A 13,198-nucleotide genomic window follows, 5' to 3' on the forward strand; every position below is an offset into this window, starting at 1 on the left:
TTCAACGACTAATGCTATTGCATCAAGCTTAAATTCTTTTGAATATTTTTTACGTGCTGTCATTTTTTTTCTCCAGTTAAGTCTATTATCTCTTAACTGGGGTAGTCGAATCCATTAAACCACGTCATAGTTATACCCGTTACCATTCAAAGTGCTCGATTTCAGTGGGAATTAAAATGCCTTTAGGCAAGGAGAATAATGTAAACATAGTCACTCTATGTGTTGATTATTTACCGCAGCATAAAGGTATTTTAAACCCATCGTAGAAGCGTTTGAGCAATTCCACTTCTTCGTTGCAGTGACTTAGAAGGGAATAAGCATTCCTTCATCAATGCGCCTTGAATTGAAATCGCTCATCCGCTCTGAAACATGCATCTTGAATGGTAACAGGTATAAATGAAGTCACCAGTAGATGACTTCATTTAGCTGCCCATTGACTTACGAAGCTCGTATTAATGCACAACTATGTTAGTAGTACGCCCAGCTCTGGCTCCGTTTACTGAACGACTCCGTACATTTACCTGGGCCGCACTCACATTAACTGGCTTAGTGTAAACTTGCCATGCTTGTACTGCACCACTGGCATCAACCAATTGGTATTCAATGCCCAAACCAGAAAACGCAATATTGGCTATTAACATTCCCTGCTCAACAACCGCGCCGACCGTCGGCAAACGGTAATCAACATCAGCTAATTCTAGTTTAGCAAATTCCTTTTGACCTAAGGTCGTTGAAAATAAGCGCCACTTTTGATCACGTGTTTTCGCCATCGCCTCTGTGAAGTAATGAGTATCTTGACTGTAAACTGCCCCTTGGTAATTGTAAGGCAGCGCCCATTCAGGTAAATGCCATGCGCGCTCAGCTAACGCTAATAAACGTGGAAAAACTTTATGTTCGGCAATTTCATCACTACGGGTGGTTTCACTCCACAGTTGCCCTTGAATACCTAAAAATGGCTTACCTTTACTGCGCGCTGTTTTAGTATCATCGGCAATATAAGTTGTTTCTTGCTGATCTACCCATATCTCCGCATGAGCCGGTAGGTTATCGGGCATAAACTGAAATATTTTTTCGGTATTGACGTGTCTCGATGCCCAGTAAAAACCATGTTCCTTAGGCGAGGCTTCGTAAGGTAGATCAAAATACAAAGCGTCTGGTGATGAAACAACCACTTGCCAACCACGATTGACCACTTCATGTACTTTTTCATGGCCGTTCCAAGAAAGCACATCCCAAGCATTCGCTTGCACAAAATCAGGCATATTTTCGTTACGGGTATGCGATAAACCATCGCTCCAACCTGCAGTTTCGATATCAAGACTTGTTAATATGCCAGCAACACGCTCAATAAAGTAAGCACCAAGCTCACTCATTTTGGTCACGCCAACCTCATTACTCGCAATAAAGTCTTTACAAACAGGTGACTCTAGCCATGCACCTGCTGTTTCATCAGCGCCTATATGATATCGGGTTAATGGCTGTCCTGCATCACTATGAATTTTCTTTACCTGAGTCATCACTTCTAATACAAAGTCGTAAGAAGACTCAAGACAAACGTTGATAGTGTTGTCATCGTAAAACTGCACCGACGAGTATTGGGTTTTGTCATTGAAATCGTCAAGTAGATACTGCTGGGCTTTGGCTTCATCACCAAGCGCTTGATATTTATTGTAACGCGCATTCATTGCCTTTACTGCCGCACGTGAATGTCCAGGCATATCTAAAGAAGGGATCACTTGAATGTGGCGAGCCGTAGCCGCTTGTAATATTTCTTGGTAATCACTAACGCTGTAATAACCATTCACTGGTGAGTTTGTGTCAACACCGGCACCAAGCTGACTACTAAGGCACGTTTGCTCTTGCTCATCAAAACAGCGCTTACTGGCAATATCAGTTAACTCAGGTAAGCTTGGAATTTCTAAGCGCCAGCCTTCATCGTCACCTAGGTGTAAGTGTAACTTATTAAGCTTGTATGCCGCCATTTGCTCTAATAAAGATAAAATAAATTCTTTCGAGTGAAAGTTACGGGCAACATCAACCAACATACCACGAAAAGCATAATGCGGCTCATCAGATACTGTCACTACAGGTAAAGTATGCTGACCTACTGTGTATAAACTGGCGAGCGACTGCAAACCATTGAAAACACCGTTGCTGTCAACACCGACAATGCTAATGGATTTTTTACCAACTAACAGCTGATAGCTACCAAGGGGCTTAGTGGTGTCGGCATTAATGTTTAAGGTAAGTGGAAAACCCTCTTTGCCTTGTTTAACCCCTAAAGTGGCTAGACGGGCAATCGCGGCATTAACGTCTTTTTTCGCGACATTAGTAAAATCAATATATAAGCCTTTACTAATATCAACACGAGCATGAAGGGGGTCAACGTGCAGACTTTTGGGGGTTGGGATTATCGCACTGGCGATTAATTTAGTACTAGGTACGGAGTTAGCAGCTCCTTCAAGATTGCGCTGGTAAAGGCTTTCGCTTGTTAGCCAAGCGGTTTTATCATCCGCATTACGCTTAAACTGCTTGCGCTCATCGGTAAACGGCTCGATAAAGGGAATGACTTCTAAGTTGGTTTCAGGATCTATAGTGGTTTGGGTACTAGTAATAACCCTTGCTTGCAGGCTGGGTGCGGTCACTAAATAATTAGGTAGAGCATCGTGCTCTGACAACATCCAGTGGCTAGCTCTAAAAGCGATGCGCTTAGTTTCACCGGCCTTAAAACCGGAAAAATTTTCTGACAATGAGATTTTTTGAACGCTACCATTAATATGGGCAATAGTAAATTCGTTACTGTTTGAGCTTTGTACCGGCATAATACTGCTAAACTGTATCGCCCAATTATTCGCGGCAATAGCCGTTTTAGCGGTCAAGCTCAATTCCGCTTCAAAACATGCCCCCTCGGCTAGGGTTGCATTGCATTTATCGGTGGCAACATTGCTGATCACGCGATATTTTACCTCAAGCGTGGCGGCGATTTCATTAATGTCTTGTTGGCTGGCGTGGTGTAATACTATCGGCGCTGTCGTTGCGCTAGCATTATCGACACGGTTACCTAGTTGCTCACAACCCGACAACGTCAAGCCTAGTGAAAAAGCCAAGGGTAGAGTGGCTAGCAGGGTGCAAGGTGTTTTTTTATTCATTTTTATAATCCATCAACTTATGTTACGGCCCAATAATTAAAAAACACTTTCTTCAATCATCGAAACTAATTAAGATCTTGGTATGGTTTTCATGCGAGAAAAACGATAAGGGCTACTACAGCAAAAGAAGCAAACGAATAGCACTTAACTCCAATATCTTGGTACTTATATACCCGCTCCACTTTAAGATGTTCGTTTGAGCATCTTAAAGTGGAGCGAGATTATGTTATTAGCGTTCACCGTAGATGCCGGCTTCAACAGCCGACATATTTATGATGAAAAATAAACGCGCAATAACTATTTATCTAGCATTTTATACACTTCGGTGCCCGTTAATAAAAAGGCAGCGACGCCGTATACTTGCGTATCACTGGCTAAAACAGGCGCTGGACCAGCATTAATTTGTTGTACCCAGCCAAATTTACCGCTTGGCTGAATCACACCAACCAAAGCCGTCCAAGCTTTTTTCACGACTGGTAAATACTCTTGTTTATCTAGTAAACCTTGATTAATACCATAAGCATAAGCATAAGCAATTAACCCAGTGCCACTAGACTCTTTAAAAGGCGCTCTTTCAGGTGCTAACACTGAAGGACGCCAAAAGCCATCATCTTGTTGAGCGCTAGCTAAACGTTTCATTACCTTTTTGAAAATATCTTCATATTTGCCACGTTGTGGGTGCTCGTTTGGAATGTGTTCAAGCATTCTTGCTAGACCTGCAACCACCCAACCGACACCACGAGCCCAAATGATTTTTTGGCCATTTTCCTCACGTAGATCAAAATAACGGCTGTCTCGATAAAACAGATGATCTTCTTTATCCCATAACAACTCGGCTGTTTGCCAAAACTCTTTATTGGCAAAATCAAAATAAGCTTGATTGCCTGTTACTTTTGCTAAGTGCATCCACACTGGAGGCCCCATAAATAAAGCATCAGCCCAACACCAACGGTTTTTACACGGGGTAATACCTATTTCTCTTCCGCCATACCCCTCTATCGCTTCTGCGGTGTAATCAGCTTTAGCGTTAGCATCTATTTGAATGTGTTTATAGTCAAGTGAAGCCGTAGAAGGGGCGTTTAGAATAATATCAAATACCGTCTTAAGTGGTACTAAGGCTTCGGGTTGTTTATATTTTTCGTAGACATCTAAGTAAAGTTGGCCGATAGCATAATCATCTGCATTGTAGATACGCGGGGCAACTAAATAGTTATTTCTGGCCGCAACGGCTTTGAGTTTCTGAAAATAACTTTCGTCACCATTGGCATCGGCAAGTTGCGCCCACTTAGCCATACCGACATGAAAAGAGGCATAAACCCACCCTTGAGGGTGTGTATCCCAAGCGGTCGGGCTCATGTAGTCTAATTTGTCATAACCTTCAAATAAATTAGTTTCTGCATTAAATTGTTGCCATTGCCAGTCAGACACATGTTTCATCGCCTGATAAACATCTTTTTTATTCATTTGTGCAGTTAGATTTTCACTGCAAGCCGTGGTTGAAAAAGTACTGAAAAATATCGCTATTACTGGTAGTAACTTCTTCATTTTTTTTAAATACATGATTATTCCTTAATTGAATATTTCTCTACAAAAACTTACCGATATAAAATAACGGCAAACCTCCGCCATAGAGAAAGCGGTTATCATATAAGCATACAAGCAATAAGAAAATTACACAATAGTAAATATTTTTCTACTGTGTACTTACCCTAGGGACTGAAAAATATATCCCCTTCACCACAGGTATGATATCTTACATTTAATATTTAATTTATTAAATCCCCATAGGATAATATGTTCATTAAGGCAATAAAACTACTCTTCATCAGCCTGTGCTTTGTGCTGACAACCACTAAGGTATTAGCAAACGCCTTAGAAAAACCAGCCGTTGAGTCCTTCGAAAGTAGCTCAGTGCTTCAATATTATCAGCATAATGACGATAGCCAAATATCACTAAGCAAGCAACATTACAAATTCGGTCAGCGCGCGTTATTATGGCAATGGCAAGGAAATAGTCGCCTGAGCACACAACAGCTGCGCCTGTTAACTTATAACCAAAGCCAGCTAAAATACGGTAATTACTTTCCTGCCAGCCCTACTTTCGTAATTTCCTTATATAGTGAGCAGCCACAAACAAGCTCAGTAAAGATTAGTTTTGAAAAAAATGGTGATGTAAGCGGTAAAGAATCTATATGGTTTGATTTACCGCTAAATTTTTCGGGCTGGCGTATTTTTAGGGTCCCCTTTTATGAGATGAACGGTCAGGCACCCGAACAAAATGCTGAAGTACATTACGATACCTTAACGTTTAGTACTGGCGGTAGCGGGCAAGTTTTTATTGATGATATTATTTTTTCACAATTTCATGATGATCGACACCCCTACCCGAGCGCGCAAACACCGTTTATGCGCCAAGAAGCACAACAAAGTGCCAGTGATCATTGGATGCCACTGCTAAGCGATTTATCATTAGTGAACCGTTTGTCGCCTGCCCCTTTACAAGCTGATGATGTCAAGCAACTACTCGCCATTGAAGACAAGATAACCGCACAATTAATTTCCCAAAATAAATCAGCCGACAGTTTAGCGTCATTAAAGCGTTCATTTACCGAGCTTTCCTTGGTTGACAACGATAAAACCGTACAGGGACCGCCACTTACTTTTGCCGCGTCTGAAGTCTATTATAATAAAGCGCAGCAAGGTGAGAAGATACATACCCGGTTACGTGACTTAGGTCTATTATTAAAAAAACTAGCCCTGCACCACAGTAATGGGCCGCAAGAAAATCAGTCTGCTGTTGAACAAATGTTTATCCAGGCGTCTCGTTACTATTTAGATCAAGGCTGGCAAGCTGGCTCATCGATGGGCACCTTGCATCATATTGGTTATAGCACCAGAGAGCTTACCGAAGCCTTTTATTTAATGCGCAAGCCGTTACAACAAGCAGGCTTACTCAACGATATTGGCGCTAGTCTGCAATGGATATTTAATCTAGGTAAGCTCTTAGGAGATAAAGCCAGCTTTCACGCTAATATTGATTACATGAATACGCAGTCCTTTTATCACCTATTAATCATCTTTTTAAGCAATGAGCGCGCAATGCAAGCTGCATTGTTACAGGCGTTCTCCGATTATATTTCAATTATTTTGGCGCAGGATGACAGCCATGGTGTTTTTAAAATCGATGGTACCGCTTGGCACCATGGTGGCCATTATCCTGCTTATGCTTTAGGCGCATTTGAAAAAGTACCGCAACTTATCTATAGCTTATCGGCTAGTCGTTTTAGCATTAATGAAGCTGGCCATAGCAACTTTAAAAAAGCCTTTTTAGCCAGTCGTATTTATAGCCAACCGTTTGACTTTGGTTTTGGCAATGCTGGCCGCCACCCATTTGCTGGCTCATTTTCAAGTCTACAGCAGCAGTATTTACAACTAGCGTTATCTGGTAACCCTCAACACACCGACGCGATAGATAAAGATGTCGCTGGTGCTTATTTGCGTTTATGGGGCAAGCAAGATCAAGAGAGTAGCAGGCTATTTAAGCAATACGGCATTAGCGCCGAAACATTAACTGGCTATTACAGCTTCCCTTATGCCGCCACGGCTGTACTGCGCCAAAAAGGCTGGGCCGCTATAATTAAAGGTTATAGCAAGTATGTCTGGGCTTCTGAAATTTATGTCGCCTCTAATCGTTATGGCCGTTACCCTGCCAATGGCACAGTGCAATTACTTAATGAGCAAGGTGAGCGCGGCAGTGGTTTTGTCGAGGCGGGTTGGGACTGGAACCGCTTTCCTGGTGCCACGGTGATCAACCTGCCGATTGAGCAATTAGAAACCACGCAACCGCTATTAATGTTTAAATCTGATGAAACCTTTGTTGGTAGTGTGCAGTTAAACAATAATGGTTTGTTTGCCATGCAGCTAAATGAAAGTAAAGGCGCTAACCATGAAGGCAATGATGAAGGAGTGCAGCTGTTAGCCGGAGAGTTAAAAGCTAAAAAATCGGTCTTTGCATTTAATAACAAACTGATTTTTATTGGCACAGATATCAGTAGCCGTGATAACAGCCACCCAGTGCAAACCAACTTATTTCAAAGTTATTTAACCGAGCCTGCACAACCCTTATATAGCTCGTCAGCAGGGAGAGTGACTTCGTTTCCGTATCAAGCAACGCTACCGTTACAATCAGCCACAGGCTCAGCTAAGGGAACCACAAACGCCAAAAACTCAACAGCTAATTGGTTAATCGACCCGTACGGCAATGGATATCACCTCCTGTCGGACACTAAGGTAACAGTCAAGCGCAAACATCAGCATTCTTTGCATAACAAATACGCATTGCGTACAGGAAAAATGAATCATAAAGGCAAAGGCGTAACCAAAACCCAAGGTGATTTTGCCAGTGCTTGGTTAGAGCATGGCATCGCCCCTGAAAACGGCGCATACCAATACGCGGTTTACCCTTTTATGAGTCAGGCACAGATCAGGAATTTTGCAGAAATAGCCGACGCCAAGCCGTCTTATGATATTTTGCAAGCCGATAGTCAGGCGCATATTGTGGTCGACCATATCACTAATACCACAGCTTATGCACTGTTCTCGGCAAAAACGCCAGTGCAGCACGGCATATTAGCCTCAAGCTCAGCGCCCGCATTAGTTATGGTGCAGCAGCAAGATAACAAAGGCGCGACGTTAAGCATAGTTGAGCCCAATCTTAACTTTAGCCAAGAAAAAAGTGCTGATGGCTTTAGCCAGCCTGTTACCTTGACCTTAACGCTTAATGGCCATTGGCAATTACCGACAACGAGCAAAGTTAAGTCTGTGATTTACCGCCAAGATAAGACCGAAATAACCTTAACTTCTCAACATGGCTTATCCGTGGTACTCAATGTACAGCAAAAGTTTGAATAGCGAGTATTAATGACGCATTACCTCTGACATATACCCAAGCGACTTCAAAATGCTCGTTTCAGAGCGGTTGAGCGACTCATGGTCAAGGCTTGTATTTTATTAATGGTTGTTCCCTTAATTAACTACATAACGATGAACATGATTTGCTCAGACGTCCCAGAATGGCTGGTTTAGAAACGCTTTATACATCGTTATTAATTTCGACAATAGAATAACTATTCTCTTCAATCAATGCCTTATCTATACCCATTACCATTCAAGATGCATGTTTCAGAGCGGTTGAGCGATTTCAATTCAAGGCGCAGTGATGAAGGAATGGTTATTCCCTTCTAAGTCACTGCAACGAAGAAGTGGAATTGCACATTGAATAATTTATATTTAGTTTTAGTCTAGGCTCAACTGAGCTTTCTAGTTTCAGTAGAGCATTTCACATGGAATAATCACCTCATCTAAATGTCATATGTGTAGCGCACAAAACTCTCAAAATCAAATGGTTACTTCCCCCCCCACATCGCAACTGAAAATAATTGAAACAGTATAAAAAAAACACTTGCTCAATTGTAAATAGAAATATACTCTAATATTGTTACATTGTTATATGACAACTTGATTTTGGTTAAATATGGAAGAAAAAATTTAAATAAAAAGGATCAAACTAAAAATAAACCATGCTGTTACTCATAACAAAAATACAATACTTCCTAACTCTTAGGAAAGATAATATGGGGACATTATATGAACAAATTTCGAAATAATATATCAGTACCAAAGATATTTTCATCCAACATCACTAGGCTAAGTAAACCGATAGTAGCAAGTGCGCTTTTACTTTCATCAAACTCAGTTTTTGCTCAGTGCTCTATCGATACCGATATAGCTAATGGCTTTACTGAAATAGGTGACGTTCAATTAACACCCGTGACCAGTGATGCTGACAATAATGATGGAGAAAACGATGGCGCGCTGTTATTTGATGGTGAATCTGCAGTTGTCGGACAAGGTGGTGCTTATGCCTTTGAATGTGACGCTATTGAAGGCGAAACGTTAGACATTTCTAGCCATGTATATAATCCCAACGCTTCCTACGTTGCACTTAAAGTTGTTTTGTACAACAAAACTGATGATGTTGAGTTAGCAAGCACTGCTAACCTCGCCTTGACATCATCGACACCAGTTAAAGAGTTTACGCTATCTTATAATATCCAAGACACTGATCTAGCTGATGAGTTAGAATTGAGATATATTCGCGTCGACGATGGTAACACTGCTCGTAACTTTGCTGTCGACAACGCCACAATAAATGGTCAGGCATTGTTGATGCAGGCCTATGTCCCCCCCCCAATGCATGTTTGTTTCATGGAATCACAAAATCAAATTGGTTTTGCCCCGATAGGTGATGTTTCAACATCCGCTGTTACCGATGATGCGGATAACACTGACGGTTTAGGCGATGGTGCATTTTTATTTAATGGCCAATCCCAGGTAGAAGGTCAAGGGGCTGCCTATTTGTTTGATTGCCCTATGAGCGCAGAGCAAAATATTGCTGTATCAAGCTATGTTTATAACACAAGATCATCATATGTTGCACTTAAGGTCGCCTTGCACAATGTTACCGATGATGTTGAATTAGCATCAACAGCAAGTAGCATAATTACCAGCGCTGATCCGGCAGTCAACTTTAGCTTTAACTACACTACTCAAGCGACGGATGAGGGTGATGAACTAGAAGTAAGGTATATTCGTACTGATAATGGTCATACTGCTCGTGATTTTTCTGTTGATAATATCAGCATTAATAGCTCGCCATTAAAGCTCGTTAAAGCGCCACCACCACCTAATCCAGCTTGTACTATGGCAATAGACTATGACACGGATATTCCATTAACGACGGCAACGTCTGGACAAATTGCTCAAATAGATAATATTTATCAAACCTTATCTGATACTTATTTAGGCACAGAGGAAACCATTGATTTTGCTGAACTACAACTTGATCTTGACGAAGCATTAACCGCTTATGACAATTTAAATATTGTCATCGCAGATATGGAAATTGATGACGAAATCGTTACTGAAATTCAGGGCGAAAATATAACTTATGGTGAAGCAGGTAAAATGCTTAGAGCTTTTTCTCGACACCTTAAGCTTGTTGCACCAACAGATACCGATATTGCTGAAAAAGCATCAAATATTGTTTGGTTGACTTCACGTAAAGTTTGTACGCTTGATATAACCCGAGACTATAATTCATACAGTTATAGAGAATTCGCAAGAAACACCATTCACTTAAAAGATTACTTATCTGACAATATCAAAGATCGATTCGGTTTCACCCTATCAGTACAGTCAGAAGACTTTTCTAACTTCTGGGGCGAGTATGCAGCCAGAAACGGTTATAATACTGACTGGATGTTTAATATGGGCGACACCCTTGCTTTATTTGGTCTTTGGAAAGACGTAACTACTGACGATGAACGCGTGCAGTGGTTAAAAGGCGCAAAACGTTTCGTTGAACGCTTCCTAGATTACTCCGAAGCAACCAACGACGGTATTAAACCAGACGGTTCAGCTTTTCATCATTGGACTGCTTACGATGGTTATATGTATTCGTTACGCACTGTAATTAATCTTATACACGCTTTAGAAGATACTGACTTTCAAATAAACGCTGATGCATATTTACGTTTAAGAGATACCGTATATGCGCAACGCATGAAGAGTAATGACAGCGGCATTGTGGCATTATCTACTACGGGTAGGAATCCACATATTAAAAGAATTTCAACCCTGCCAACACACCTGAAAAAATTGGCGATTAGTGGGGGTAAGATTCTAGGTCTTGACAGTGCTGATCCAATATTAGCTGGCTATTATAACCGTACTATAGGTGTTGATGCTGACTTTAACTATGATAAAGTCGCCAAGTTTGAAAACGGATTTTTCCAGTTTAACCATGGTAATGCTGGCGTATTAAGACACCGCAGTAAGAAAGGTGACTGGTTAGCTGTTATGAATGGCTTTACCGACAATATGTGGGGTGCAGAATTATATCCCTCTGAGAATCGTTATGGCCGTTATCAAAGCTATGGTGCCTTAGAAATTATTTACTCGGGCGATGATAGTGTCGGTAATAATGGTTTTGATGTCGACACGTGGAACTGGAACTATAATCCTGGAGCCACAACTATTGTGCTGCCGTGGGATAAACTTCACGGCGAAAGATCACGAATTGATGGCCATCAAGATAAACGTTTTGCGGGTAGCTTAGCCTTTAAAAACCGCGGTAATAGACAAGGGGTACTTGAAGAAACCCATGGAAAATACGGTATATTTGCTATGGACTTCCAAGAACGTGAACTTGGCGGTGGCTTTGGTATAGTTCATGGTCCTAACACCCATAACACTACCTTTACGTTTAAAAAGTCTAACTTTGCCTTTAGTGACATGATTGTATCATTAGGATCAGATATCACTAATGATGATGTTGTTAATCCGACAGTAACTACTTTATACCAACGTTTAGCAACTGATAACAGTAGTGTTATTGTTGATAAACACACGTATGGTGACCTTGGTGCAACAAGCTTTGCTGAAAGTGAAAATCATTGGCTGATTGATGATTACCAAACCGGTTTTTATCTTGCTGCAGGCAGCGGCGAACTTAAAGTATGGAAAGGTAACCAGCAAACTCCAAACGAAGACCAAATATGGCCTGTCGATATTTCACAAAACCCTATTGACCAATACACAATCGGTTACCTTGATCACGGCACCGCACCAGAAAATAATGGCTATGAATACGTTACTGTACCGAATGCAAACGCTTTTCAAATGGACACATTAGCCAAGGACAAGCCATATGTGGTTCATGAAAAAACGTCACAACGACACGTCATTGAGCATTTAGCTAGAAAAATTTGGGGCTACGCATTCTTTGAGGCGGCGGAAGATATGGCACATAGTAACAGTATATTAAAAGCAACTGACACTGCTAGCCTAGTGATGCTTAAACACGCAAAACGTAACAAAGTAGAACTTTCTGTAACTGATCCTGATTTAGGCTTCATTTCTAGAGGCTCTGACCCAGTAGCACCAAGGACAGTAAGCCTAACGTTGCACGGAAATTGGTTACTTAAAGAGGAGTACCCACGTGCTACGTTAGTTAGTTCAAATACAGCTGAAACTGTTATCGAGTTTTCTATTGTTGATGGTTTACCTGTTGAAGTAAAACTAATAGCAGTTGAATAATCTCGGGTAGCTAAAATATCGTAATACAAAAAACGACATTCAATACTGTATTGAATGTCGTTTTAATTTTTCAAAGAGAAATTAAGGAAAAACAACTTATACCAGTTTCATTAATTAGGTGATCTATTTTATACGTAGGAAAAGCGGCCAAATACAAGGCATTTATTTCAATAACTAGTTGTTCTAATTATTAAATAAATAACGAAGTAGTTGGTCGTTTTAACAAGTAGAAATGATCACATATTTAGTGAGATTGGTATTATACCATTCCACCTAAGAAAGTGATCACTTAGCTAGAATTTAAAGATTTAGAGGTAAGGCATTGATTGCAAATAATAGTTATTCTATTGTTAAAATCAATAACGCAGCATATAAGCCTTTAAAACTCGCCTTTCGGGAACGTATGGGCATCATGATAAAGGCACAAAATTTGTTTGATGTAGAATAACTATATCTAAACATATTTTGTTTGTTCTCATATCGCCCATGTCGTTCTAAGTGGTCACTTCTTTAGATGGGTTGGTATTACTTTTAGTCGCTCAATCTTCATCTGATGAATACCATCTGATGACTTAATTACCCACTTGTATCAAGCCCTAGCGTATAATGTTCGATTAAAACAACAACGTGCTAAAGGCAATTATTCATTCCGGAGGTGTCTGTTCTCATATACTCAAGCGTGCATTACACATCTTATGATTATTAAACCGAATGTAACCTCCGACCATATTGACCACTTATTTTCTATTTTTAGATAATAAGATGCATATTCCGGCGAACGTGAACACCGATTCCGGTTTATCGTGAACACCTGAATTTTTAACGCGTAACCTTCTTTAATTTTTAGCGCAAGTGTTCACGATGCGTCAACTTTTAATTGTTTTTCTCAT

4 protein-coding genes are annotated in these 13,198 nt (G+C 40.7%); 2 read left to right on the forward strand and 2 right to left on the reverse strand.

Features of this window, described 5'->3' with window-relative positions:
• Positions 1 to 452: 452 nt before the first annotated feature.
• On the reverse strand, positions 453 to 3,149 hold the full coding sequence (locus ND16A_RS07545; protein ID WP_052056852.1) for a family 20 glycosylhydrolase: 2,697 nt from the start codon (positions 3,147 to 3,149) through the stop codon (positions 453 to 455).
• A gap of 297 nt (positions 3,150 to 3,446) precedes the next feature.
• Positions 3,447 to 4,709: a glycoside hydrolase family 88/105 protein gene (locus tag ND16A_RS07540; RefSeq protein ID WP_033077980.1), complete on the reverse strand. Its 1,263-nt coding sequence runs from the start codon at positions 4,707 to 4,709 to the stop codon at positions 3,447 to 3,449.
• A 234-nt stretch (positions 4,710 to 4,943) separates the two neighbouring features.
• On the opposite strand from ND16A_RS07540, the gene ND16A_RS07535 reads away from it, so the two are divergent.
• Both ND16A_RS07535 and ND16A_RS07530 read left to right on the forward strand, forming a co-directional pair.
• Complete coding sequence (locus ND16A_RS07535) at positions 4,944 to 8,060, forward strand: chondroitinase family polysaccharide lyase (protein ID WP_033077981.1); 3,117 nt, start codon at positions 4,944 to 4,946, stop codon at positions 8,058 to 8,060.
• 735 nt (positions 8,061 to 8,795) lie between these two features.
• Positions 8,796 to 12,308, forward strand: a complete 3,513-nt coding sequence (locus ND16A_RS07530; protein WP_033077982.1) for a polysaccharide lyase family 8 super-sandwich domain-containing protein — start codon at positions 8,796 to 8,798, stop codon at positions 12,306 to 12,308.
• Positions 12,309 to 13,198 lie beyond the last annotated feature (890 nt).

This window comes from Thalassotalea sp. ND16A, assembly GCF_000764205.1.
Lineage (GTDB): Bacteria > Pseudomonadota > Gammaproteobacteria > Enterobacterales > Alteromonadaceae > Thalassotalea_A.

Excerpts from the sequence above, each read along its gene's own strand:
- ND16A_RS07530 (WP_033077982.1), top strand. The coding sequence starts at position 8,796 with ATGAACAAATTTCGAAATAATATATCAGTACCAAAGATATTTTCATCC.
- ND16A_RS07540 (WP_033077980.1), bottom strand. The coding sequence starts at position 4,709 with ATGTATTTAAAAAAAATGAAGAAGTTACTACCAGTAATAGCGATATTT.
- ND16A_RS07545 (WP_052056852.1), bottom strand. The coding sequence starts at position 3,149 with ATGAATAAAAAAACACCTTGCACCCTGCTAGCCACTCTACCCTTGGCT.
- ND16A_RS07535 (WP_033077981.1), top strand. The coding sequence starts at position 4,944 with ATGTTCATTAAGGCAATAAAACTACTCTTCATCAGCCTGTGCTTTGTG.